The sequence below is a fragment of the Kitasatospora sp. NPDC127111 genome (assembly GCF_042677465.1).
Taxonomy (GTDB): Bacteria; Actinomycetota; Actinomycetes; order Streptomycetales; family Streptomycetaceae; genus Kitasatospora.
The window spans coordinates 23,478-46,503 of record NZ_JBHXTG010000051.1; the positions used below are offsets into that span (position 1 = coordinate 23,478).

18 protein-coding genes and 2 pseudogenes are annotated in these 23,026 nt (G+C 72.7%); 9 read left to right on the plus strand and 11 right to left on the minus strand.

All coding sequences use genetic code 11. The features are described 5' to 3' along the window. Nucleotides 1–164: 164 nt before the first annotated feature. Nucleotides 165–1,256 carry a saccharopine dehydrogenase family protein gene (locus ACFVHB_RS26755; RefSeq protein ID WP_380327307.1) on the minus strand — a complete coding sequence of 364 codons (1,092 nt, stop codon included), beginning with the start codon at nucleotides 1,254–1,256 and terminating at the stop codon, nucleotides 165–167. 109 nt (nucleotides 1,257–1,365) lie between these two features. Here ACFVHB_RS26755 and ACFVHB_RS26760 point away from each other — a divergent pair, with 109 nt between their 5' ends. Next, on the plus strand, nucleotides 1,366–2,313 hold the full coding sequence (locus tag ACFVHB_RS26760; RefSeq protein ID WP_380327309.1) for a helix-turn-helix domain-containing protein: 948 nt from the start codon (nucleotides 1,366–1,368) through the stop codon (nucleotides 2,311–2,313). A 3-nt stretch (nucleotides 2,314–2,316) separates the two neighbouring features. Here ACFVHB_RS26760 and ACFVHB_RS26765 read toward each other — a convergent pair whose 3' ends face one another. From ACFVHB_RS26765 to ACFVHB_RS26775, 3 genes are read right to left on the minus strand one after another with little or no spacing between them, the layout of a single operon-like run. After that, a complete protein-coding gene (locus ACFVHB_RS26765) occupies nucleotides 2,317–2,796 on the minus strand; it encodes an NUDIX domain-containing protein (protein ID WP_380327311.1) in 480 nt (159 codons plus the stop codon). A gap of 24 nt (nucleotides 2,797–2,820) precedes the next feature. Continuing rightward, on the minus strand, nucleotides 2,821–3,042 hold the full coding sequence (locus tag ACFVHB_RS26770) for a hypothetical protein (RefSeq protein WP_380327313.1): 222 nt from the start codon (nucleotides 3,040–3,042) through the stop codon (nucleotides 2,821–2,823). Further along, nucleotides 3,039–3,293 (minus strand): hypothetical protein, encoded by a 255-nt coding sequence (locus ACFVHB_RS26775; RefSeq protein WP_380327315.1) that lies wholly within the window; start codon nucleotides 3,291–3,293, stop codon nucleotides 3,039–3,041. The genes ACFVHB_RS26770 and ACFVHB_RS26775 overlap by 4 nt, the downstream gene beginning before the upstream one ends. 123 nt (nucleotides 3,294–3,416) lie before the next feature. Between ACFVHB_RS26775 and ACFVHB_RS26780 the strand changes: the two genes are divergently transcribed. The 4 genes from ACFVHB_RS26780 to ACFVHB_RS26795 all read left to right on the plus strand — a co-directional run bounded on the left by ACFVHB_RS26780 (nucleotide 3,417) and on the right by ACFVHB_RS26795 (nucleotide 5,907). Further along, on the plus strand, nucleotides 3,417–4,265 hold the full coding sequence (locus ACFVHB_RS26780; RefSeq protein ID WP_380327317.1) for a helix-turn-helix domain-containing protein: 849 nt from the start codon (nucleotides 3,417–3,419) through the stop codon (nucleotides 4,263–4,265). Next, nucleotides 4,247–4,456, plus strand: a complete 210-nt coding sequence (locus tag ACFVHB_RS26785) for a DUF397 domain-containing protein (RefSeq protein ID WP_380327319.1) — start codon at nucleotides 4,247–4,249, stop codon at nucleotides 4,454–4,456. The genes ACFVHB_RS26780 and ACFVHB_RS26785 overlap by 19 nt, the downstream gene beginning before the upstream one ends. Before the next feature lie 149 nt (nucleotides 4,457–4,605). Then, entirely contained in the window at nucleotides 4,606–5,427 is an 822-nt protein-coding gene (locus ACFVHB_RS26790) for an arylamine N-acetyltransferase (RefSeq protein ID WP_380327321.1), read from the plus strand. Nucleotides 5,428–5,568: 141 nt separating this feature from the next. Next, nucleotides 5,569–5,907: a hypothetical protein gene (locus ACFVHB_RS26795; protein ID WP_380327323.1), complete on the plus strand. Its 339-nt coding sequence runs from the start codon at nucleotides 5,569–5,571 to the stop codon at nucleotides 5,905–5,907. Nucleotides 5,908–6,043: 136 nt separating this feature from the next. On the opposite strand, the gene ACFVHB_RS26800 is transcribed toward ACFVHB_RS26795, so the two are convergent. The 4 genes from ACFVHB_RS26800 to ACFVHB_RS26815 form a co-directional block, all read right to left on the minus strand. Next, nucleotides 6,044–8,803, minus strand: coding sequence for a BTAD domain-containing putative transcriptional regulator (locus ACFVHB_RS26800; protein ID WP_380327325.1), 2,760 nt, complete (start codon nucleotides 8,801–8,803; stop codon nucleotides 6,044–6,046). 210 nt (nucleotides 8,804–9,013) lie between these two features. After that, nucleotides 9,014–10,675: a beta-1,3-glucanase family protein gene (locus ACFVHB_RS26805; RefSeq protein ID WP_380327327.1), complete on the minus strand. Its 1,662-nt coding sequence runs from the start codon at nucleotides 10,673–10,675 to the stop codon at nucleotides 9,014–9,016. 327 nt (nucleotides 10,676–11,002) lie between these two features. Continuing rightward, entirely contained in the window at nucleotides 11,003–11,395 is a 393-nt protein-coding gene (locus ACFVHB_RS26810) for a hypothetical protein (protein ID WP_380327329.1), read from the minus strand. After that, nucleotides 11,392–15,414 carry a polymorphic toxin-type HINT domain-containing protein gene (locus tag ACFVHB_RS26815; protein ID WP_380327331.1) on the minus strand — a complete coding sequence of 1,341 codons (4,023 nt, stop codon included), beginning with the start codon at nucleotides 15,412–15,414 and terminating at the stop codon, nucleotides 11,392–11,394. The genes ACFVHB_RS26810 and ACFVHB_RS26815 overlap by 4 nt, the downstream gene beginning before the upstream one ends. A gap of 320 nt (nucleotides 15,415–15,734) precedes the next feature. Here ACFVHB_RS26815 and ACFVHB_RS26820 point away from each other — a divergent pair, with 320 nt between their 5' ends. The 3 genes and pseudogenes from ACFVHB_RS26820 to ACFVHB_RS26830 all read left to right on the plus strand — a co-directional run. Continuing rightward, nucleotides 15,735–16,247, plus strand: a complete 513-nt coding sequence (locus tag ACFVHB_RS26820; RefSeq protein WP_380327333.1) for a hypothetical protein — start codon at nucleotides 15,735–15,737, stop codon at nucleotides 16,245–16,247. 665 nt (nucleotides 16,248–16,912) lie between these two features. Further along, nucleotides 16,913–18,328, plus strand: a complete 1,416-nt coding sequence (locus tag ACFVHB_RS26825; RefSeq protein WP_380327381.1) for an FG-GAP-like repeat-containing protein — start codon at nucleotides 16,913–16,915, stop codon at nucleotides 18,326–18,328. Between the two features lie 525 nt (nucleotides 18,329–18,853). Then, nucleotides 18,854–19,045: pseudogene (locus ACFVHB_RS26830) on the plus strand (histone-like nucleoid-structuring protein Lsr2); the annotation flags it as partial. A gap of 85 nt (nucleotides 19,046–19,130) precedes the next feature. On the opposite strand, the pseudogene ACFVHB_RS26835 reads toward ACFVHB_RS26830, so the two are convergent. Both ACFVHB_RS26835 and ACFVHB_RS26840 read right to left on the minus strand, forming a co-directional pair. Next, a pseudogene (locus ACFVHB_RS26835) lies at nucleotides 19,131–19,691 on the minus strand (DUF664 domain-containing protein). Nucleotides 19,692–19,751: 60 nt separating this feature from the next. Beyond that, the gene (locus ACFVHB_RS26840; protein WP_380327335.1) at nucleotides 19,752–21,419 is read right to left on the minus strand and encodes an FAD-dependent monooxygenase; all 1,668 of its coding nucleotides are present in this window, start codon (nucleotides 21,417–21,419) and stop codon (nucleotides 19,752–19,754) included. Between the two features lie 394 nt (nucleotides 21,420–21,813). Here ACFVHB_RS26840 and ACFVHB_RS26845 point away from each other — a divergent pair, with 394 nt between their 5' ends. Then, a complete protein-coding gene (locus tag ACFVHB_RS26845; RefSeq protein WP_380327337.1) occupies nucleotides 21,814–21,963 on the plus strand; it encodes a hypothetical protein in 150 nt (49 codons plus the stop codon). A gap of 122 nt (nucleotides 21,964–22,085) precedes the next feature. Here the strand turns inward: ACFVHB_RS26845 and ACFVHB_RS26850 are convergent, their stop codons facing one another. Further along, the gene (locus ACFVHB_RS26850; RefSeq protein ID WP_380327339.1) at nucleotides 22,086–22,898 is read right to left on the minus strand and encodes an SDR family NAD(P)-dependent oxidoreductase; all 813 of its coding nucleotides are present in this window, start codon (nucleotides 22,896–22,898) and stop codon (nucleotides 22,086–22,088) included. Nucleotides 22,899–23,026: the final 128 nt, after the last annotated feature.

The window sequence follows — 23,026 nt, forward strand, 5'->3', positions numbered from 1 at the left end:
GCGCGACGGGGCCGCGCTCGATGCCATCCGCACCGGACCGTCCCACGCCCAGGACCCGAGCCCGGCCGACCGGAAGAAGGCGGGCTGGTCACGCCCGTCGGGGCCAGCTGCGCACGGACCCCGCCGCCCCTGCCGAGGTGGCGGCCGAGGGCCCGTCACGGCCCTCAGCCCGGCAGCTCCACCGTGACGTGCGGGGCCAGCGCGCGCAGGAAGCCGGCCGCGTCGAAGAGCTCGCCGGCGGCGGCGACCCCGACCGCCCTGGTCCGCCCGGTCAGGACGCGGTCGAGCGCCTCCACCACGAGCGGCGCGGTGACGGCGTAGATGTCCCGGCCGGTGGCCACCGCGCGCCGTTCGCTGCCGCCGGAGCGCACCACGACGTCGACCAGGAAGGTCTGTGCGGACCGCCCCCGCTCGTCGGTCGCGGCGGGCGTCGGCGTGTCCGGGGCCACCACCTCCCGGGCCGCCTCGACGGTCATGTAGGTGGTCACGTCGGGGATCGCGAGGTGCGTGGGGACGGTGACGACGTCCGCCATCGTGAACTCCCCGACCACGGCCCGGGGGCCCACCGGCTCGGGGAAGGCCCACTCCAGGGTCGGCGGGGCGTCCTCGCGGTGCTCCAACCGCCCGTCCGCGTACCGGAGCCGACGGGTGCCCCGCCGCGCGCGGGAGACGGCGCTCGAGGCGCGCGTCCCGGCGGTGGGGTGCCAGCTGTTCAGCGCGTACGCGATGTGCGCCTCGTCGGCGGTCGTCCAGTCGCCCATCGCGGCGGTCGTCAGCAGGTCGCCGAGGCCGCCGAAGAAGGCCATCGCCGGGACGATCACCGCACCGGCGGCCCGGGCGCGCTCGGTGAACCGCGCGAACGTGTCGAGGTTGGCCTCGAGTTCGGCCGCCACGTCCAGGTAGGGGATCCCGGCGCGCAGCGCCGCCTCGATCAGCGGCGCGGCCGTCGACGCGAACGGGCCGGCGCAGTTGATCACGGCCGCCGCCCCGGCCAGCGCACGGTCGAGCGACGCCGGGTCGTCGACCGTCGCCGGGCGGACCTCCAGCCCGGACCCGGCCGCCCCGGAGGCGGTCGTCCCGGAGTCGGCCGCCCCGGAGTCGGCTGCCCCGGGCCTGCCCCCCGCCAGCGCCTTCAGCTTCGCGGCGTCACGTCCGGAGAGCACCGGCACGAACCCGCGCTCCACCAGCTGCGCCACCACGAACCGCCCGGTGTGCCCGTACGCGCCGAACACCGTCACCGTCCGACCCGATCCCATGGGGTTCCTCCCCTGCTCACGTGCTCCGTCGTGCTGTCACGGACATCCTGGCAACGGCGGGTGCCGCGCGGAGAGTGTCCGGAACGCCATCACCCGTACAATTCCGGACGTGATCACTGTCGCGCTGGCCGTCACCGACGGCATGCTGCACTTCGAACTATCCATGGCGTACGAGGTCTTCGGCTCCGCCCCGGTGGGCGTGCCGGGCCCCTGGTACGACGTCACCGTCTGCGGGCCGCGCGCCGTGCAGGTCGGCCGGTTCCGGCTGGAGCCCGACCACGGCCTCGACCACCTCCCGCGCGCCGACACCGTGATCGTCCCCGGCTGGGCCGACGTCGACCAGGCACCGCCCGCCGACCTGGTCGAGGCGGTGCGCGCGGCCCACGAGGCGGGCGCCCGGGTGGCGTCCCTCTGCACGGGCGCGTTCGTCCTGGCGGCGGCCGGCCTCCTGGACGGGCGGCGCGCGACCACGCACTGGGCCCACACCGAGGAACTGGCCGCCCGCTACCCGCGGGTGGAGGTCGACCCGGACGTCCTCTACGTGGACAACGGGAGCGTCCTCACCTCCGCCGGCAAGGCTGCCGCGATGGACCTCTGTCTGCACCTCATCCGCCTCGACCACGGCTCGTCCGGCGCCAACGCGGCCGCCCGCCGCCTCGTCGTGCCCCCGCACCGGGACGGCGGCCAGGCCCAGTTCGTCACGACCCCGGTGCCCGCCCCGGACAACCACCCGCTCGCCGACCTGTTCCCGTGGGTGCTCGAACGCCTCGACCAGCCGCTCACCGTCGAGGACCTCGCCCGCCGCGCCCGGATGAGCTCCCGCAACCTCGGTCGCCATTTCAAGGCGGTGACCGGCACCACCCCGCTGCGGTGGCTGCTCGTCCAACGGATCCGCCACGCCCAGGAGTTGCTGGAGACCACGGACGACACCATCGACACGGTCGCGACCTCCACGGGCATGGGAACCGCCACGACCCTGCGCCGCCACTTCAACCGGACGGTCGGCGTTCCGCCCGACACCTACCGCCGCACGTTCCGGAGCCGGCAGGTGGGTTGACCGCTACTGGACCTGGCTGCCGCGGAGGAGAAGGGGCAGGTGCAAGCCGCGGGTGAGGGCGGCGCGGGCCTGGAGGAGGCGGCGGTGCTGGTCGGCGGGCATGACGTCGGCGAGGCGGGCGTCGTGGACCCAGTGCACGCCGAGGACGTGGTCGGGCGGTCGGTGGCGGGCGACCACCGTCTCCTGCGCGGGGGTGAGACGGCCGCCCCAGTGTACGAAGTGCAGCCCCTCGGGGAGGAGTTGGCCATCGACGTGGTCGACGGCGAGGAGTGTGCGGAGGGCGAGGACGAGGCCGGTGGCGGTCTCGGTGTGGCGGCGGGCGGCGAGGTGCGGGAGTTCGTCGCGCTCGGCGCTGCCGCCGGGGAGGGTGAGGCCGCTGCCGTGCGTGGTCTCGATCAGGAGGACGGCCCCGTCGCGGTTCAGGACGAGCGCGTGGTGGGCGAGCCGGCGGCGGGGCGGGCAGGCGAGGCTCTCGGGGAGCATGGTTGCCTCCGTGGGCGGTCGGGGTCAGTCGGGGGCGTTGGTGGCGTCGGTGGCGTCGGTGGCCGACAACCGGACGAGGCAGGCCGGGAGGCCCGCGATGACGCCGGCGGCGAGGATCAGTCCGAAGATCAGGAGGCGCGGGGCGAGAGGCCCGTCGCGAAGGGGCCAGCACGCGAGGGCGGCAGCACCGGCGCTGAGGGCGGGAACGGTGATGACCGCCGTGAGCAGCCTGCGGGTCGGGCTCATGCCGCGTCGCTCGCGCGCGGCCGGCTGGGGTGCTGGACGGTGAGGTATCGCGGCCGGTCGAGCCGCTGGACGTGCTCCGGCTTGGTCGTCCACTCGCACCCCCCGGGCTCGGGCCGCAGGTGGGCGAGGCCGTTGAGGGTGTCCATGTAGACGCCTTCGATCGGCCGACCGTCGATCCCCTTCCGCGCGAGGTCACGGACGACCTCCCCGATCTCGGGGGAGTAGACGGGCGTGCGGGGGCGGCTGGGCATGATGGCTCCCTTGGTTGCTCTACGCGTCGAGGCCCTTACGGCTCGTGTTTATGATGGCGTGCTCCGGCGCAGGATCAGCCCGAGATCTGAAGATGAAGCCGGTGATCCACAAGTTGGTGAGAGATGGTCAACCGCAAGCAACTTGACCCGACATCAGGCCCTTGGGCGCCGTTCGGAGTGCAGCTCCGCAGGTCGCGAGAGGCGATGAGGCTCACGCAGGCTCAGTTGGCGAGGAAGGTCGGCTTCGACCCGTCCTACGTCTCCTACGCCGAACTTGCATCACGTGAGCCTCCCAGCGAGAAGTTCGCCCGCAGGGCCGACGAGGCTCTGGAGACCGGTGGCACGCTGCTGCTGATGTGGCTGCAGAACAAGCACTCGGCGTTGCTGGAGGGGTTCCCCGAGTACGCGGGCTACGAGGCGAGGGCCAGCGAGATAAGGATCTTCGAGGCCGGCGTCGTCCCCGGCCTGTTCCAGACCGAGGCTTACGCGACAGCCCTGGCTCTGGCCGACGTCCGCCGAGGAACGATCACGCGGAAGCAGGCCGATGAGCGAGTGACCTTCCTGCTCACGCGACAGCAGCTACTGAAGCGAAGTGATCCTCCGCTGGTCCATGCAGTGCTGGACGAGAGCTGTCTGCGGCGGCCGATAGGCGGACCGGCAGTGATGCAGGAACAGCTATGTTCCCTGGAGGCGCAATTCGAGGTCAGCCACGTCATTCTCCAGGTCGCGCCCTTCAGCATGGCCGAGCACCGGCCGTTCGCCTTGCCGATGCGGCTGCTGACCCTCCCGGACCAGTCCATGCTCGGCTACTCGGAGTCGGAGGGGCGTAGTCACCTTGAGCGTGATTCCGACAGATTGACGGTCTGGAAGAGACACTACGATCGATTGCAGGTGGGAGCGCTGGGCGAGACGGCGACTCTCGATTGGATTCGCGCTGCTCGGGAAGGAACCGCATGTCCGACATCAACTTGACTCGCGCCGCGTGGGTGAAGTCCAGCTACAGCCAGCAGGGCGGCGATTGCGTCGAGGTGGCGCCTGGCTTCCCGGGCGTTGCTCCCGTTCGTGACTCCAAGGACCCGCAGGGGCCGGCTCTTGTGTTCCCGTCCGAGGCCTGGCGCTCCTTCGTCACCGCTGTCCGGGTCGGCGAGTTCGGCACCGTCTGACCAGGCCGCCTTTTTGGGCCCCGGACCGGTCGGACCGGTCGGGGGCCCGAACCCTCCGACGTACCCCTCAAGTCCTAGGTCCCGCGTCCCACGCCGACCGGGGCGAAAGCCGGGCGCCAACCGGGCTGTTCAGCCCGTACGGTGATCTTATGACCATTGACCTGGAGAAGTACTTCGCCCGCATCGGATGGGACGGCGACCGTACGCCCACCCTCGCCACCTTCCGTTCCCTGCACTACGCGCACGTGCTCGGCATCCCGTTCGAGAACCTCGACGTGGTGGCCGGTGAGGTGCCGTCACTGGAGATCGCCGACCTCCAGGCCAAGCTGGTCGAATCCTCCCGGGGTGGTTACTGCTTCGAGCAGAACAGTCTGTTCGCGGCCGTCCTGGAGCAGCTCGGTTTCGGGGTCACCCGCCTCAACGGGCGCGTCCGGTACGGGGCGCGCCCGGGGGAGGAGCGTCCGCGGACCCACATGGTGCTGGCCGTCGAGGTGCCGGGTACCCCCGGGCGTTTCCTCGCGGACGTCGGTTTCGGGGGTCGCGGCGCACTGCTGGAGCCGCTGCCGATGATCCCGGGCCAGGTGCGGGACGGTGCCGGGCGCCGGCACCGCCTCGTCGTGGAGGAGCCGGACAGCCCGGCCCCGGTCTGGGTGATGCAGGCGCTCACGGACGACACCTGGGAGGACCAGACCGCCTTCACCCTGGACCGCACTCCGGCCGTCGACCTCAAGATGGGCAACTGGTACGTGGCCACCCACCCGCGCTCGCCCTTCCACCGGCTCTACGTCCAGCGCACCCTCGCCACCGGCCACCACCTGCTGTTCGACGGGCCGACCCTCACCCGGACCGAGCCCGACGGCACGCGCTCGGTGCAGGAGGTCGAAAGTGCCGACGAACTGCGGGAGTTGCTGGAGACCGAGTTCGGCATCACCCCGCCCGCCGGCTTCCGCTCGGCGACCAGGGACGGCTAGGGGCCGGGGGCGCGCAGCGGCAGACCAGCGGTTTCAAGGTTGGCGCAAGGTTCCTCCACGGCCCGGCCCCCAGTGTGGTGTCCGGCGAAGGCGCACGGCCCTCGCCCGCCGGGTGCCACGGCGTCGAGAAGGGGAAACTCCATGAAGCGAACGCTCTCCGTGCTGTTGGCCGCCGGTGCCGCGGTCGCCGGTCTGATGGTCGTGCCGGGGACGGCGAACGCGGCCGGCGGCTGCAAGACCATGAGCGCGCCCGGAGGCGGCTCCGCCTACGTGTGCAAGCACTACTACGCGCAGGGCGGCGGGCTGTACTACGGCGACTTCTCGGTGAGCAGGGCCGCCACCCAGGTGTACGCGCAGGCCTACTTCGACGGCAACGTGCAGACCTTCACCACGCCCGGCGACCACGGCGGCGGAACGTTCCGCGACGTCGCCCGGTTCCACGTCCGGGTCTGCAACAACGGGTGCAGCGCCTGGTACTGACCGGCCGCGGGGGGCGTGGGGGGAGAGGGGGTACCGGGCGGGCACGGGGGTGCCGCCCGGTACCCCGGCCCGCGTGGGCGCGCTCCTCGTCCCCCCGTCCTCCCGTCCTCGTCCACTCGTCCGCTCGTCCACCCGACTACTCGTCCCCGAGCGCTTCCAGGCGGTCGCGCACGTCCGCGGCCTCGGCGGTGCGGTCCTGGGAACGGTACAGCTCGACGGCCCGCTCCCAGGCGGCGCGCGCGTCCGCGTACTGGTGGAGGGCGCGATGGGTGTCGCCGGCGTTCGCGAGGGTGTCGGCCTCGTTGGCGGTGTCGTCGACCTCCCGGAACAGCGCCAAGGCCTGCCCGTAGTGCTCCAGGGCGTCACGGTACCGGCCGGTGTGGTGGGCGATGTAGCCCAAGCTGTCCAGGGTCGACGCCCCGTGCGCCGGGAGGCCCTCCGCGCGGAAGAGGGCGAGGGCCTGCTCGCAGTGCGTGCGGGCCTCCGGGTAGAGCCGGAGCTGCGCGTGCATCCAGCCGACCGCGTTGAGCTGGTTCGCCTGCCAGAGAGGGTGGTTCACCTTCTGGTAGAGGCGCAGGGCGTGCTTCGCGTGGTCGAGGGCGCGCGCGTCGTCTCCTTGCTCCTCCCACACCCGGCCGAGGGTGCGGTAGATGTGGGCCTGCCCCGCGACGTCGTCGCTGCGCTCGGCCAGGGCGAGGGCGGCGTGCAGTCGGTCGAGCGCCTGCGCGAAGTCGCCGGCACGGGCGCTGGCGAACCCCAGGCGCCAGTGCGCGAGCGTCTTGGCGGTGGGGTCGTCGCCGTCGTGCTCGGCCGCGACCAGGGCGGCTTGCCACACGGTGACGTACTCCTGCAGCCGGTGGCCGCCCAGGTGGTAGGAGATGAGCGTCCACGCCAACTGCCACACGACCGGGTGGCGTCCGAGGGCCGCGGCCTGCGACTGGGCGGCCAGCAGGCAGTCGTGCTCGTCGTGGAACCACCGGAGGGCCGCCGCGGTGTCGTCGGGCGTGACGGGGCAGCTGCCGGTGGCGGGAGCGTCCGGTTCGGGCCGGAAGGGCGTGTACGGGCCGTCCAGCAGGAGGTTGGCGGCGATGGCGCTGTGCAGGTAGTGGTCGAGCAGCCGGTCCTGGGCGGAGGCGGCCTCCTCGGGGGGAACGCCGTCGGCGAGCTCGGCCGCGTACAGGCGGACCAGGTCGTGCATCCGGTACCGCCCCGGACGGTGCTGCCGCAGCAGGTGCGCGCCTTCCAACTCGGCCAGCAGTGACCGGGTTCGGGCCTGGGAGAGGCCTGCCAGGCCGGCGGCCGCGGCCAGGCCGAGGTCCGGACCCCGTGCCAGGCCCAGGAAGGAGAACAGACGGCCGGCGGAAGGGGTGAGCGCCCGGTGGGAGGCGGCGAAGACGGTGCGCACGTTCACCGCCAGGTCACCGGGATCGAGTGCGGTGAGGCGGTCGGCGGCCCGGACGAGTTCCTCGGCGAGCACGGCGAGCTGGAAGTCGGGGTGCATGGCGGCGCGGGCGGCGACGATGCCGAGGGCGAGCGGCAGCCCGGCGCAGTGCTCCACCAGGGTGGCGACGGCTTCGGGTTCGGAGGACGTGCGCTCGGCGCCCAGGCGGCCCACCAGCAGCGTGTACGCCTCCGCCGGACTGAGGACGTCCAACGGCAGCAGGCGGGCGCCGTGCGCGGCCACCAGGGCGGAGAGGCGGTTGCGGCTGGTGATGAGGACGGTGCAGGAGGGACTGCCGGGCAGCAGCGGGCGCACCTGGTCGGCGTCGCGGACGTCGTCCAGCAGGATCAGCATGCGCCGGTCCGCCAGCAGGCTCCGCAACAGGGCGGACTGGGCCCCGAGGTCGGTGGGCACGCGGTCCGGGGCGACGCCCAGGGCTTCCAGGAACCCCCGCAGGGCCACGTACGGGGGCAGGGGCGGCGTACGGGGGTCGAAGCCGTAGAGGTTGACGTACAGCTGCCCGTCGGGAAACCGCTGGGCGTTCCGGTTGGCCCATTGAGCGGCCAGCCAGCTCTTGCCGACACCACCCGGACCGCAGATCACCGTGATCGCCACGGTGCCGTGCGGCTCGTCCCCGAGGGACTTGGTGAGCTGCCCCAGTTCCTCGTCGCGTCCGGTGAACCGCGCCGGCGGGGCGGGCAGTTGCCGCGGCACCGGAGAGGGGGGTTCGGTGGCCGCCCGGTCCGGGAGGGCGAGGGACGGGTCCGCGGCGAGGATGCGCTGGTGCAACTGCCGCAGCGGCGGGCCCGGATCGATGCCCAGCTCTTCGGCGAGGGTTCGGCGCGTGCGGTGGTAGTGCCGCAGCGCGTCCGCGGGGCGGCCGGAGCGGTGGAGCGCCAGCATGAGTTGGCCGGCCAGGCGTTCGTCGAGGGGGTGTGCCGCGGCGTGCGTGGTGAGGCCGGCGAGTACGTGCGCGTGGTGACCGCGGCGCAGGGCGAGGTCGTTGCGGTCGAGCTCGGCCGTGAAGCGTTCGTGGTGGAGGGTCTCGCGCAGCGTGGCGAACCAGGGGGTGTCCAGGGTGCCGAAGGCGGGACCGCGCCACAGGTGGAGGGCTTGGTCGAGCAGGGCGGCCGCGCCGTCGTCGTCCTGGGTGTCGCGGGCCCGTGCGACGAGCTCGCGGAACCGGTGCAGGTCCACTGCCGAGGCGGCGACGGCGAGTCGGTAGCCACCGGGTTCACGGACGACAAGGGGTTCGTCGTCACCGGCCGGCTCCAGGGCCTGGCGCAGGCGGGAGAGGTAGCTGTAGAGCGTGGGGCGCCAGCGCTGGGGTGGCCGGTCGCCCCAGATCCGGTCTCCGAGCCGGTCGACCGGGACGGTCTGGTCGGCGTCGACGAGCAGTGCGGCCAGGACGGACCGCTGCCGCAGGTGCCCGAGGTCGAGGGGCCTGCCGTCCACGCGTGCTTCGATCTCGCCGAGTACTGCGAACCGTGTCCTCACCGCATCCCGTCCCGAAAGCCGCTACCCGGGGATCGCCTCGGACCACTGTGACCCGATGCTTCGTCAACTATCCAAGGATTTATTATGGTTGGCCGAAAACGCACTGAGGGCCGCGCGGGCGGGCCGGGACGGTGGGCCCGCTCCGCACAGGACCGGCCGGACAGGGACCTACCCGAACGTGAACCAGTTGAGGTTGACGAAGTCGGCGCCCTGCCCGCTGGCGAAGGTGAGGTAGACGGTGTGCGTGCCGGTGGTCCGGGCGATGTCGGTGGGCACCGTCCGCCAGCTCTGCCAGCCGCCGGTGTTGGCGACGGCGAAGCTGCCGACCGGTGCGGCGGTCGGGCTGTCCAGCCGCACCTGGACCAGCCCGCTGACCCCGGGCGCGGCGCCGGAGGCCACCCGGGCCTGGAACCGGGTCGCGCCGGAGCTGCCGAAGTCCACGCCGGCGTAGCAGAGCCAGTCGCCGTTCGCGATCCAGCCGATGTCCTGGCCGCCGCCGGTGTCGCCGCAGTTCTCCGGCGCGGTGCCGGACTGCGCGCTGTGGGACTCGGCCTGGATGGTGGCGAACGCGCTCGTCCCGCCGCCGGGTTGCGGCGACGGGGTGGGGTTCGGCGGGCCGGCCTGGGCGCCTCCGACGGTGACGGTCAGCAGGGTGGGGCGTGCCGACTGCACCTTGCCCTCGAAGTCCACGCCGGCCGGATGGACGTCGTCGTACGGGAACGCGTAGCCGAGGTGGTCGGGGTTGGTCGCGTGCAGGACGCGGGCGTAGTGGTTGGTGCGCGCGGCGGTGTAGAAGGCGGCCGGGTTCTCGCCGGTCGGTTGGTGCGGATCGTCCAGCAGGGTGGTGCGGTTGAGGGCGGCGGCGAGCCGCGCGCTCAGGTTGCCCATCAGGTCGTTGCCGGTGGTGAACGGAGCCGAGCTGCAGTTGAAGACGGCGGCGGTGGAGGGTTTCGCGAAGCCGCCGACCCCGGGGAAGGTGAGCACGCCGTCCTGGACCCGGCCGGTGACGGTGCCCCAGCCGGCCTGGGTGTCGATCACCAGGTCGGTGCTCCGGTACTTCTGCCACACGGCGGCGAGGTAGCTGTCCAGATAGCCGTGGAACAACGACGGATCGGCACTGATCGCCGTGTTGGGGCTGAGGATGCGCAGCGTCCGGCCGGCGGAGTCCGGGACGATCAGCCGGGCCCAGTCGCCCCCGTCGGCGGCGACCTGCGTGCGCAGCGCGTTCGCGGCGGCCTCCAGGCCGTCGGCGGGCAGGCCGCGGACGCGCTGCCGCCCGTCACCGGCGGTCAGGTCGAACGCGATCGGGACGGCGGCGAAGTCGACGTAGCTGATGTTGGCGTACAACTGGTCGGGGCCGTACGTGAATTCGCAGAACCCGTACGGGGTGGCGAGGTTGGGGTCGCTCGGGTTGCTCACCGAGGGCAGCGCGATGCCCGGGCCCGGGTTGATCAGGAAGACCAGCTCGCGGCCGACGGAGAAGTAGATCCGTCCGCTGGAGAGGTACGGCAGTTGGATCCGCCGCGGGGTACCGCCGGGCGCACCCAGCGCGATGGCGCAGTCGGCGCCGAGCGGCGCGCCCGGGGCGGTGGGGGAGGGCGGGTGGTGGAGCGTGCGGCCGTCGGAGCGCAGGAAGGCCCAGCTGTTCCCCTGAGCCGGGTCGAGGCCCAGGACGTAGGCGTAAACCGGCTGGGACGACACGGTGTTGACCAGATCGACGTCGAGCCGCTGCGGGGTGGTACTGCCGTCCGCGGTCTGCGACAGGGCGAACAGCGCGGGCGCGGTCAGGGCCGCGACGGAGGCGCCGAGTAGGGTCCGGCGAGTGATCACGGGGGCTCCGGGGGCGGTGGGGGGCGGCCGACGGCGCGGACTGCGCCGCCTGGCCTCACCCTTCCGCCCGGCCCCGGACACGTCAATGTCTGTAACCGTAAGCGGCCCTTAAGCCTGATTCAGTTGATTTCTTGAAGACTGCCCCGCTCCGTGACCGCTGAGCTCGAACGAGCGTCAGAGCGGCTTGATGCGGGCCTTGAACAGGCAGGACTCCGGGCGAGCCGAGCCCGGGAAGGGTCTTTCCACGCGGCCACCGGGGAAACCTTCGGTGCCCCGCCACGACGAAGTTCGTCGCGGCCGGGCACCGAAGGTTGGCAGGTCAGTCGGTCACGAGAGGGACGGGAACAGGTCGCGGTCCTCCCAGTCGTCGTCGAAAGCCTCGAGGACCGCCTCGCAGAAGCGCACGGTTCGGCGGTCACCCCCCTCGATCGCGCCGGCCTGCCTCTCGTCGAACTCTCTCCTCAGCCGAGGCGACCGGAACCTGTGGCCGTAGTACTGGCTGATCTCGAGGATCGCGTGGACCTGCCCGCCCCGGAGCGCCGTCAGGATCGACTCGTCCAACTCCGCGAGCCGGCCGTGTGCTTCGACCTCGTCGCCCGTCCGGGCCAGCAGCGGGTCGATGACCAGCGTCGACTGCGTCTCGTCGAGTCGGCGGGACAGCTCGAGGAATGTGCTGAGCAGAGAGCCGACCACTGTGGAGTCAGGATCTTGATCGGTCATTGCCAGCGCTCCTTGTACGTGTTGGCCTTCACCTCGAAGCCTGCCTTGCGGAAGGCCTCTTCTGCCACCTGCTGGGCGCGCGGGCCCTTGGGCTGGTAGTGCCCCGACTTGTTGTCGATCGACTTCAACTTGCCGCTGTAGAGCTTGAACTCCCCGGCTGCGGCCACCTTCTGGCCCTTGGCGAGGTCGATGTGGCCGTACGTGTCAGAGAGGCGGGTCACCCGCATCTCCCCGTCCGGCATCACCACGTAGATGAACTTTCCGGTGGCACTGCTCAAGTCCGCCAGCGGTGTCGGCGCCATGTCGTGGATCTTGTCCTCGGGCTCCAGGTTCTCGAAGAGGCCGCAGTCGTCGTTGTGAACGAGGACCGACGTCGTGCCCGCGATCACGTAGTAGGTGTGGGTCGCTTCGACCGTGAGGTTGTAGGCCGCCTGAAGCCCCTGCCGGTGGTCGACGTCGGTGATCGGCACTGCCCGGCCGTCCGACGTGCGAAGGGTGTCCGTCGTGGTCAGACCGCCCGCATCGACCCACGCACCACGGCTCTCCGCCCAGAACGGATGATGGTCGGTGGTGGTGAGGGATTCCCGACGGCCGTCGGCCGTGGCGACCGTCAAGCGGGTGAAGTCGCGGTCGTCGGGCGTGTAGATGGTGGCGGTGACCCGGCGGGGGGTCGTCACACCGGTGGTCGGATCGGTGGCGATCACCTCGTCGCCGACCTTGAGATCCTCGATCGGGCGCGCGGACCGGTCGGCCATGAGAACCGGGGTGCCAGCCGGGAAGCTGTTCTTCCTGGGGCAGGGAACGCTCTTGGGCTTCTTCCCGAAGATCCGGTCGAAGATCGGGATGCCCTTCTCCCCGTACCTCTTGAACTTCTGGTAAGCGGACCACTCGCCGATCACGGGGATCGAGCTGACGCAGGACAGCTGCATGTCCTGGGAGAAGTTGCCCTCCAGGATGTAGACGCCGCAGTTGGCGACGTCGACGCCGTCGGCTCCGGGGAGGCTGCCGATGAGGTCCGCGGCGGCGTGGCCTCCTTGGGACCAGGCGTCGTAGAGGGTGAAGTCCTGCTTGTCCTCCTCGTCCCGGGCCTCACGGACGGACCGCTCGTAGTCGCGTTGCTGCTGCTCACGCTCGTACTGGAGAAAGTTGTAATGGTCGGAGAGCGCCGAGTACTGCTGGTAGGCCGCCTTGTAGGCGACGTCCGCGTCGTGCTCGCTCTTGCCCGTCGCCGCAGCCGAGTCCCGCGCGGACTGGGCGGCGAACGAGGCCTGGTCGGCAGACCGCTTGGCGGCGGAGGCGGACGACTGCGCCCACGCGGCGGACTGTCGCGCCGAGGTGTCGGCGCTTAGGGCAGTGCGCTGGGCGGTACGCGCGGTCTTGGCGGCCTGGGCCGCCTGGGCGGCGGTCTGTGCGGCCTGCTGGGCTGATGTCCTGGCCTGGGAGGCGTACTGCGCTGCCTGCTGGGCCGACTTCTGTGCCTGGGCCTGGAAGCCCGAGGACGCCTCGGCCGCGCCCCGGGCGACGGCTGCCACCCGCTGCGCCTCGGCGGCGTTCTGCTGGGCCAGCGCGGCGACCTGTGCCGACTCGGCGATGGTCCGCTGGACGTCGGCGACGTGGTTGGCCGTCAGTTGGTCCCGGGCCTGCGCCGCGTACTGACCGGTGGCGATGTACCGTTCGAGCAGCGTGGGCGGACCCTCCAGCGCGATCGTGGCGGCGGCCTTGACCTCGGGCGTGCCGTTGGTGATCAGCTGGTAGGCGTGGACGCGATTGTCGCTGACACGGGCGGTGAACTGGTCAGTGGTCAGGAACTTGCGCAACGCCGCCGTGGTGCCGGCGTCCAGCGCGGCGGTGCCGGCCTCCTTCACACCTCGCTCGCCCTTTTCCATGATCTGGTAGATCCGGACGCGGTAGTCGCTCGCCGCGACGTCGTACTGGCCGTTCTCCAGGAAGCTGTGGATCTGGGCGTCGTCCCCGTTCTGGACGGCCTCGGCGGCCTCGTTGACGGCGTCGATGTCGGAGCCGTTGACGAGGGACCTGACCTTGGCGCGCTCGTCCCGCGCCGCGGCCTGCTGCCAGCCGCTGCGGGCGTAGGCGCGAACGGCTTCGTCGGTCCCGGACAGGGCGTACTGCGCGAGGCTCTGGCTCCACGGGCCGCGGGTCTTCATGACGGCGAGCGCCATGCGTCGCGCGTCCGTGGTGAGCTGCTGTGGATCGGCGTCCGGTGCAGTGGCCTGCGTGGCCAGGCGCGTGGCCTGCTCGTCGAGCGCGACGCGGTCCGTGTCGGCCTTGGTGATCTCGGCCTGCCGCTGGTCATAGGCGGCCCGCAGATCCCTGGCGCGCTCCACGGCCTCGTTGGTCCGCGCCGTCAGTTCCTCGGCCTCTGTTTTGCGGGCGAGTTCCTGGACGGAGGTGGCGATGGCCACCGCCGAGGTCGCGGAATCGGCGGCCTTCTTGGCGGAGTCGGCGTTCGCGCCGGACTGCTGGGCGGCGGTTGCCGCCTCGCCCGCGTGCTGGGCCGCGTAGGCGGCGGCCTGGCGGGCGGAATCCGTGTGCGCGGCCGCGGAGGTGGCCGCGGCCGCGGACTGGTTCGCGGCCGTCGATGCGGCGTCGGCGAAGCCCGTGGCGGCGTTGGCGGCCCGCTTGGCCTCCTGGGAGAACCGGTGGGCGGAGTCGGCTGCCCGACGGGTGCGCGCGGAGGACACTCCGGCCGCATCCGCGGCATCCGCCGCCTGCTTCGCCGAGGCTTCGGCGGCATCGACGTTGGGGCCGACCTCGATCAGGGCGTTGGTCGCGGCGAGGGAGGACTTGCAGGCCAGGTAGGACGCCTGCTGCGCCGCGGTCAGGTCGCTGATCCAGGGCATCAGGTAGTTGACGGCCGTCGCGGCGGCGGCCGCGTTCTCGGCCTTGGCCTTGTCGCCGGCCGCCACGGCGGCCGCCGACAGGGCGTTGGTCGACTCGCGTTCGGCGTTCGCGCTGGCGTACGCGGCCTGGGAGGCGGCGCTCGCGGCGACCCGGGCGGCGTTGTTGGCCGAGCGGGCTGCGGCGATGGCGGCCTTGGCCGCGTCGACCGCGCGCTCGGTGGCCTGGGCGGCGCGCTCGGCGGCGGCCGCGGCCTTCGCCGCGTCGCCCTTGGCGGCGGCGGTCTCCGCGGCGGCCTTGGCGGCGGCCTGCTTGGCGAGCTGGGAGGCCACCACGGCGCGGTTCGAGGCGTCCTGGGCCGCCTTGGTCAGCCGGTCGGCCTCGGCGCCGGCCTCGGCGACCTGCCGGGCGAGCTGGTCGACGGTGGCGTACTCCTGGTCGCGGGCGTGCGCCACGTGCTGGCCGACCGCCAGGAACTCGCGGACGTCGTCAGCCGTGCCGTCGAGGGCCACCGTTCCCGCTGCCTGGGTGGCCGGGCCGCCGGCGGTGATCAGCTGGTAGACCTTGACCCGGTCATCGCTCTCGCGCAGCCAGTACTGGGCCTCCTCCAGGAACTGGCGGACGTTGTCGGTCGTTCCGTCGAGGGCCTTCGCGCCCGCCTCCTGGACGGCACGTCCGCCGGCGGTGACGATCCGGGTGGCCTCCACGCGCTGGTCGGTCTCGAAGGGCAGCAGCCACCCGTTCGTCAGGAACGCCCTCAGCTGGTCCGGCGTCTCGTTCAGTGCCGCCGTGGCGGCATCGCGCAGGCCCCGCCCGCCGGAGGTGACGAGCTTCAGCGCCAGCGCGCGGTCGTCCTGCTCCTGGGCCACGGCGAGGTCGGAGTCCAGGAAGCGGCGGACGTCCGCGTCGGTGCCGACGAGTGCGGCCTCCGCCGCGGCCCTGACGGACGATCCGCCGTTGTTCCAGAGGCCGACGATCCGCCCGCGGTCCGTGGCGGGCAGGGCGGTTTTCACCCACTCCGGGGGCGGGGGCGTGGTGTCCTCGGCGGACGACGGGCCGGCACCTGCCAGGCCGGCGAGGAGGGCTATCGGCACCGCGCCGGAGAGCAGCCGGACGAACCTCCCCCGTTCCCGTGTCGCTCCGAATACGATTTTGCGCACAGACCAGCCCTTCTTTGCAGGATGGCGGATGACGGATGAAGCGGCGGTGATCATAGCGGTAAATCGCCAAGTAGGTGAGCGACCGTCAGATTGGCGGATCAATGGGCCGGCCACGGTCGACAACCGGATGCCCCGCCGGCCATTGGCGAGCTCCGGTCCGTGATTTGACCAATGGTGTTTTGGCCCTACGCTGTTCACTCGACGACGCGTCACCGGCCGTTCTGCCGGACTGGATTTCCATCGCGACCGTCGCGCCATGCCCGATTCATCCGCCAACGGCGCCCGAATTCGCCTGACGGCGCCTCCGAGAGGTGAGACCCATGTCCGTCCGCATGCAGCGATGGCTGCTGTTGGGGGCCGCCACAGCGGCCGTCTCCGTCCTCGCCACTGCCGCGACGAGCACCCTGGCCACGGCCGACACCCCGCCGCCGGGACCGGTGGAGTCCGCCGCCCCACTGGCCGTGGAGGACGGCGCCTACCCCGACGCCGACGTCGCGCTGCAGGACCTCGGCGTGACCGTGACCAGGGGAGACGGGCGCATCACCCTGACCGGCTGCAACTCCGCCTACGAGTTCCGGATCGACGTGCGACCCCGGCTGAACAACCAGGGACACGTCTGCTTCGCCGCGCCGTACACGACCGGGAACCTGACGATCTCGATCCCCGAGGCCTACGGGATCCGGACGATGGACCGCTCCGTCCGCCTCAGCTACACGCTGGACGGCAAGACGAACGTGAGCATGGACGTCCCCAAGAACGTCAGCAAGGGCTTCGGCGAAGGCGCCGGAAAGACCGACCAGGCCGTCGTCGTGGACATCCACGTCACGGGCTGACCTCGGCCGATTCGTGAGACAGCTCAACCTCGCCACCGTCGACCGTCTCAAAGTCCAGGTCAGAGACGTGTGACAGCGGTTTCGCCAGGAGATGCGTCACCGGCGCGGCCCGCCCCGGGCATAACGTTGCCCCATCGGCCCACCACGGTCCGGCCCGGTCGCCGGGACAAGCGGTGAGCCGGTGCCGCGGAAACGGATCCTCCACGCGGGTCCCGTCACGCCGTTGACGGATTCCGTGCGGCGCGGCCGAAAACCGGGCACCGATGTCGGCAGGAATTGCGACGGCGGCCCCATTGGGGAGCGCGAAGCCTTTCCGGCCCACGGCGAGGGAGAGCACCAAGAAGTATCCGGATGATTCATCGCGAGTCGGGTGAACGATTCGGATCAATGCGTCATGCCTGGAAACTGAAAGGCATCCCATTGGGACACCGGTCGAGTGTCGCGATTTCCCGGCACTGGATTTCGGTTTTCCAGCGAAAGCCGGTCAGGCTGGTTGCCGAGGATGCGGTGTTGCCTGGGCCAGGTGTGTGCGCTGCCGCGTTGGGACTCTTCTAAGGATTGTGGTTGTGTCTGGTGTGGTTAGGCCGCCTCGGTGGGCCGGTATCGTCGCCGCTGGTCTGGTGGCGGGTGTGTTGGCGGGCGGGTCGGGTGGTTCGGCCGGTGCGGTGTCGGGTGAGCCGGTGGCGTCCGGTGAGTTGGGCTTCACCGTGCGTCTGGAGGTCGCCGGGGGAACGCCGTCGTGCTCGGGCGCGTTGGTGGACCCCTCGTGGGTGGTCACCGCGGCGAGCTGCTTCGCCGGCGGGAGTGGAACGGTCGCAGCAGGTGCGCCGGCGGTGCGCACAACGGCGACGGTGGGACGCACCGAGCTGGCGTCCTCGGCCGGCTCGGTGGTGAACGTGGTCGAGCTCGTCCCGCGCCAGGACCGCGACCTGGTGATGGCACGGCTGGAGTCACCGGTCAGCGGGGTGACCCCGGTGGCGGTGGCCGCCGGCGCCCCGGTGCCGGGCGAGTCCCTGCGGGTGGCCGGGTTCGGACGCACCCGCACCCAGTGGCTCCCCGGACAGCTGCACTCCGCGATGTTCACGGTCGGAGCGGTCGGCCCGACCGGACTGGACCTCGCCGCGCAGAGCACCGACGCGGTGATCTGCAAGGGCGACGCCGGAGGCCCCGCGCTCCGCTACCACGACGGTACCCTCGAACTGGTCGCCCTCAACAGCCGTTCCTGGCAGGGCGGCTGCCTCGGCAGCCACGACACCCGCACCGGCGCCCACGACACCCGCCTCGACGACATCAGCACCTGGATCCGCGACACCACCCATCGCGGCTACCCCGCCGTCGACGGCAACGGGCGCTCCAACTTCTCGCAGACGGCGGCGGCCGACTTCACCGGGGACGGCAAGGCGGACATCGTTGCCCGTGACGTCAACGGCCGTCTCTACCTCTGGAAGCACAACGCCGACGCCGGCTTCGCCTGGCCGCTGACCCTGACGGACGGCTGGAACTACACCGAGACGGTTGCCGCGGACTTCGACGGTGACCACAAGGCCGACCTGATCGCCAGGGACGCCGACGGCAACCTGTTCATCTGGACGGGTGGTGGGGACGGCACGTTCAGCCGTGCCCGCAAGCTGACGGACGGCTGGAACTACACCCAGACCACCGCCGGGGACGTGAACGGCGACCACAAGGTCGATCTGCTGGCCAAGGACGCGGCCAACAACCTGTTCATCTGGGCAGGCAACGGGGACGGCACCTTCTCCCGCCCCTACAAGCTGACCGACGGCTGGAACTACACCCAGACCACCGCCGCCGATGTCAACGGCGACGGGCAGGCCGACCTGCTCGCCCGCGACGCAGCCGGTAACCTGCTCCGCTGGAACCACAACCCGAACGGGACATTCGACGGCGCGGTCAAGCTGACCGACGGCTGGAACAACAGCCAGACCACGGCCGCCGACGTCAACGGCGACGGCAAGGCCGATCTGCTGGCCCGCGACGACAGCAACGGCAACCTGCTCCTGTGGACGGGCGACGGCGGCAACGGCTTCAGCCGCCCGTCGGTGGTCACCGGCGGCTGGTAGGACACGGGGCGCCTCCGGCCGAACCACGAGCGGAGGCACCCCACCGAAACCTCCTCCCGCCTCCGCTGACGCGTCCTTATCACCCGGGCCCCGGCCTGCCGGTCAACGGCGAGTGCCTGGCGGAGGAACGCGTGGCGTGAGCGCGGCTGACTGCGCGACCACGGCGGACCCCGCTGGCGCTCGGATCATCCGTTCGCCCGTCGCGTAGTCGGCTGACCCGCCGCCGGCGTGGGAAGTCGGCGGAGCCGACCTCCCACGCCGGGGTGCGGGCGTGGCTACTTCTCGACGGTGATGTCGGTGAAGCCGATGGCGAAGGCGTCGGGGTCGTCGACCTCGTCGAGGTGGTAGCCGGCGCTGGCCCAGGCGTTGATGAGGCGGACGCGGCGGGACTCGGGGTCGGCGGGTCGCCGGCGATGAGCACGACGTCCTGGTGGGTGTTGGTGTTCTCGACGTCCTCGACCCAGACGGTGGTGGTCGGGTGGCGGACGTCGCCGCGCGTGAGGATCACGTTGCCCCACAGCGGCACGGGGACCATGTGGTGTGTACGCGGGACGCCCGGGGCTGCCGGAGGCCGAGGTGCGCGAGTGGGAGGCGATGCGCGCCTGGACCCGCGCGAACGGCTTCGAGGTCAACGACCGCGGCCGGGTGCCGGCCACCATCAGGGAGGCGTACGAGCGGGCGACGTTCGATGCGGAGCACACGCGGTCACCGTCGTGATCACTGCTCCGACCCGAGGGCGCGGTGGCTGCCGTGCGATCCACATGGTGATCACGCGGCAGCCGGAGTCACCTCCCGGTCCCTGCTACTGGCCGACCCGTCCGTCGACGCACTCGCGGAGGAGGCCGGCGTGGCCGCAGTGGCGGGCGTACTCGTCGATCCGGTTGCACCAGCAGCTCGCGGATCGCGACCCCGTCCTTGCCGACCCGCTCGCCGAGGTCCGGGAATCGGGCCAGGGCGGCGTCGGTCTCGGCCTGTTCGCGTTCCAGGTCGGCGTACGCCGCGTCGACCACGGCCTGCTCGGGGACGGCGCCGTCGAAGTCCGCGTCGCGCCGGCCGTACGGCTTCGGCAGCGGGGCGTCGTCGGTGAGCCCGTTGCGCCAGTCCCGTTCCACCTCAGCGAGGTGCCGGAGCAGGCCGAGCAGCGACATCGTCGACGGCGGGACGGAACGGCGGGCCGGCTGCTCCGGGGCCAGGCCCTCGCACTTCAGCCGCAGGGGCAGGCGGTAGTTCGACAGGAAGTCCTGCAGGGTGGCGAACTCGCCGTCCGGACCGGGGCCTTCGAGGGTGCGGGGTCCTGCTCCGGGCCGGGCCACATGTCGGGGTGGACGGTCGCCTGGGTCCGTCGTGCGGGCTGATCATTCATGCGGACCATCGTGGTCCGTAACCGCCGTGGCCCCGCCACCGGGTTATCGTCCGCCACCGCTCACCCCGGGCCGAACGTGCGGCGCAGGCAGCCGACCAGGGCGTCCGGGGTGGGCGGGTGGAACCGGCCGGCGAGGTGGCCGTCGGGGCGGACGAGGAACGCCTCCCCGGGGCGGGCGCCGTACGCGGCGGCGAACTCGCCCGCGCCGTCGCGGACGGTCGGCAGGCGCCACTGCGGCGCGGGCGCGCCGGGGGCGAGCACCGCGTAGACGTCCAGCCGCCCGTGTGCGGCCGACAGTGCGGCCAGTGCCGCCGTGCCGACGTGCTCGTCGTCCGGCGCGCCAGGGCCGGCCGTCCCGGCGCCGATCGTCCCGGGGCCGCCCGTGCCGGGGCCGACGTGGAACAGCAGGGTGTGCCGCGGGCCGCGCAGCAGGTCGAACAGCCGCACCGAGTACGTCGCCAGCTCCCGCTCCAGGCCGCGGCAGTCGGGGGCCCGCTCGCCGGGCGCGGGCCCGGTCGGCGGACGGCCGTCGGCGGGCTCGACCAGCGGGCTGTCCGGGTAGCCGACCAGCAGTTGCGCCTCCCGCCGCATCACCACGTCGAGGTCGTCGGCGTCCGCCCCGATGCCGGCCCGGGCGTGCCGCACCGTCCGCCCGACGACCTCCTCGCCCACGGGGTGCCGCTCGGCGTGGTAGCTGTCGAGCAGGCCGTCCGCGCCCAGGCCCCGCACCGCGAGGGCGAGCTTCCAGGCCAGGTTGTAGGCGTCCTGGATGCCCGTGTTCATGCCCTGCGCGCCGGTCGGCGGGTGGATGTGCGCGGCGTCCCCGGCGACGAAGAGCCGGCCGGACCGGTAGCGGTCCACCAGCCGGTGGCTGATCCGGAAGGTGGACGACCAGCGCAGCGACGAGGCGTGCGCCGGCTGCGGCGAGAGCCGGTCCAGCACCGCCTGGATGTGCCGCAGCTCCGGGGCCCGGCCGCCCTCCAGGCCGTGCTGGACGCCGTCCGCCGCCTCGCCGTCCGTGGAGAGTTCCTCCGGCACCGTCATCGACATCCGGTACCGGCCGCGGCCGGGCAGCGGGATGCAGACCAGCACGTCGTCCACCTGCCCGTCCGGGCCGTGGTGGGTGGACCGGATCCCGTACCCCTCCGGGAGGTCCCAGTCGACCTCGACGTCGCCCAGCATGTACTGCTCGGGGAAGGCGTCGCCCTCGAAGCGGAGCCCGGCGGCCTTCCGCACCGGGCTGTGCGCCCCGTCGGCGCCGATCACGTAGCGCGCGCGGACCTCGGCCGGCCCGGAGGGCGTGCGCAGCCCGGCGCGGACCCGGTCGGCTTCCTCGTGGAGCGAGACGAGTTCGCTGCCGCGCTCGACGTGGGTGTCCCAGTGAGCCAGGTGCTCGGCGAGCAGGCGCTCGGTCGTGTACTGGGGCAGTGCGGCGAACCCGTACGGGACGTCGGGCGGCAGGACGAGGTCGATGCGCGGGCCGGGCTGTCCGTCCACGTACAGGAGCTGGCCGCGCATCGGGACGGCCTCGTCCAGGGCCGCGCGGACCAGGCCCATCGCGTCCCACAGCTCCAGCGTGCGCGGCTGCACGCCGACCGCCTTGGCGTAGTGCTGCGGGGCGGGCAGCCGGTCCACGATCCGGCAGCCGACGCCGTGCCGGCGGAGCTCGGCCGCGGCCGTCAGACCCACCGGGCCCGCACCCACGACCAGTACGTCGATCTCGTCCATGACCGCTCCTCGACCGCTTCCCGGGGCGTGCGCGGCCGCCTCCTCCAGGCTGCGCCCGACCCGGGCCGGACCGCCACCGGGCCGGGCGGCCCCCGGGACCGGCCTCCGGGCCTTACCGTCGGCACCCACCCCCGCAGCCGGGCCGCCGCCCCGCCCCGCGTCGCCCCACCCCGTCCCGCGTCGCCCCACCCCTCCCCGCGCACGCGCGGAGCCGGACGAGGCGCGTCCCCGGCGGCGAGGGCATGACGCGCCGTCACCCAGGGGAGAGGCGGCGCGGCGCCCGCGGACGACCACTACCGCGCGGTCGGTCGAGGAGGCCGCGCCCGACCCGGCCCGGGGTGACGGCGTCAAGGCGCTCGCCCGGACCGGCAACCGGGGTGACGTCGGCGCCGGCGTGAAGCACCACCGGACGTACGGCACCGGCGGGGGCGGGTACGTGCTGATCGAGGTGGACGAGCCGGACGCCTTCGGGCGACACCAGGCGTTCCACCACCGGACCTACGGCCACGTCGCGCACATCACTCACCTGGGAACCCCAGGGTGACATGGACCGGGTGTTCGAGCCGACCCTCAGCGAGCTGATGTGGGAGCATCCGCGCGCTGAAGCGGCGGGCCGGCCGGGCGGGCGCAGGGGGGCCGGGCCGGCCGACCGTGCGCCCCGCCCGCTCAGGCGCCGGTGCGGGGCTCGATCCGCAGGCCGAAGGCCGCCGTGCCCGGGTCGAGCGCGGTGACCCCGCCGTCGACCGTGAGCACCGCGCCGTTGACGTAGCTCGCGGCCGGCGACAGCAGCCAGTCGATGGCGGCGGCCACCTCCTCGGGCTCGCCGGGCCGGCCCGCCGGGGTGAGCCGGGTGGCCTCCCGGTAGGCCTCGGTGACGCCGCCCGCCAACTGCGCCGCCTCCGCGAGGCGGGCCATCGGGCGGTCGGCCATCTCGGTGCGGACCCAGCTGGGGCAGACGGTGTTGGCCCGCAGGCCGAGGTGACCGTAGTCGACGGCGAGCGATCCGCAGAGCTGGAGCAGCGCGGCCTTGGAGGTCGCGTAGGCCGCGTTCGCGGTGCCGTTGCGCAGGGCGGAGACGGAGGCGACGGCGACGACGGCCCCGCGTGCGGCGAGCAGGTGTGGCAGCGCCTCGCGGAGCAGCAGGAACGGGGCGGTGAGGTTGGTCCGCATCACCAGTTCCCAGTCCGCGAGGGTGACGTCCCCGACCGCGCCGGGGCGGCCGACCCCGGCGTTGAGCACCAGCCCGTCGAGCCGCCCGTAGGCGGCGACGGCGGCCGCGACCAGCGTCCGCACGTCGTCCGGGTCGGTGGCGTCGGACACCTGGGCGAGTGCCCCGGTCTCCCGGGCGACGCGCTCCAGCGGTTCGGACCGGCGGCCGGAGATCACCACCCGGTGGCCCGCCGCCCGCAGCAGCCGCGCGGTGGCGGCGCCGATGCCGGTGCCGCCACCGGTGACGAGGACGACGCGCTGGTCGGACATGGCAGGTACCCCCCGGGATCGATGCTCCGTGAACCATCGGATTGTAGGCTCACGGTCCGTCAGCCACGGCCCGGGGGAGGGCGCGGGCGCTCCACCACCGGGGCACCGGACGGCCGCGAGGCGGTACG

What these genes read in the sequence shown, in the direction of transcription:
- ACFVHB_RS26755 (WP_380327307.1), bottom strand. Translation starts at nt 1,256, where the DNA reads ATGGGATCGGGTCGGACGGTGACGGTGTTCGGCGCGTACGGGCACACC.
- ACFVHB_RS26765 (WP_380327311.1), bottom strand. Translation starts at nt 2,796, where the DNA reads ATGCTCCCCGAGAGCCTCGCCTGCCCGCCCCGCCGCCGGCTCGCCCAC.
- ACFVHB_RS26770 (WP_380327313.1), bottom strand. Translation starts at nt 3,042, where the DNA reads ATGAGCCCGACCCGCAGGCTGCTCACGGCGGTCATCACCGTTCCCGCC.
- ACFVHB_RS26775 (WP_380327315.1), bottom strand. Translation starts at nt 3,293, where the DNA reads ATGCCCAGCCGCCCCCGCACGCCCGTCTACTCCCCCGAGATCGGGGAG.
- ACFVHB_RS26780 (WP_380327317.1), top strand. Translation starts at nt 3,417, where the DNA reads ATGGTCAACCGCAAGCAACTTGACCCGACATCAGGCCCTTGGGCGCCG.
- ACFVHB_RS26785 (WP_380327319.1), top strand. Translation starts at nt 4,247, where the DNA reads ATGTCCGACATCAACTTGACTCGCGCCGCGTGGGTGAAGTCCAGCTAC.
- ACFVHB_RS26790 (WP_380327321.1), top strand. Translation starts at nt 4,606, where the DNA reads ATGACCATTGACCTGGAGAAGTACTTCGCCCGCATCGGATGGGACGGC.
- ACFVHB_RS26795 (WP_380327323.1), top strand. Translation starts at nt 5,569, where the DNA reads ATGAAGCGAACGCTCTCCGTGCTGTTGGCCGCCGGTGCCGCGGTCGCC.
- ACFVHB_RS26810 (WP_380327329.1), bottom strand. Translation starts at nt 11,395, where the DNA reads ATGACCGATCAAGATCCTGACTCCACAGTGGTCGGCTCTCTGCTCAGC.
- ACFVHB_RS26820 (WP_380327333.1), top strand. Translation starts at nt 15,735, where the DNA reads ATGTCCGTCCGCATGCAGCGATGGCTGCTGTTGGGGGCCGCCACAGCG.
- ACFVHB_RS26840 (WP_380327335.1), bottom strand. Translation starts at nt 21,419, where the DNA reads ATGGACGAGATCGACGTACTGGTCGTGGGTGCGGGCCCGGTGGGTCTG.
- ACFVHB_RS26850 (WP_380327339.1), bottom strand. Translation starts at nt 22,898, where the DNA reads ATGTCCGACCAGCGCGTCGTCCTCGTCACCGGTGGCGGCACCGGCATC.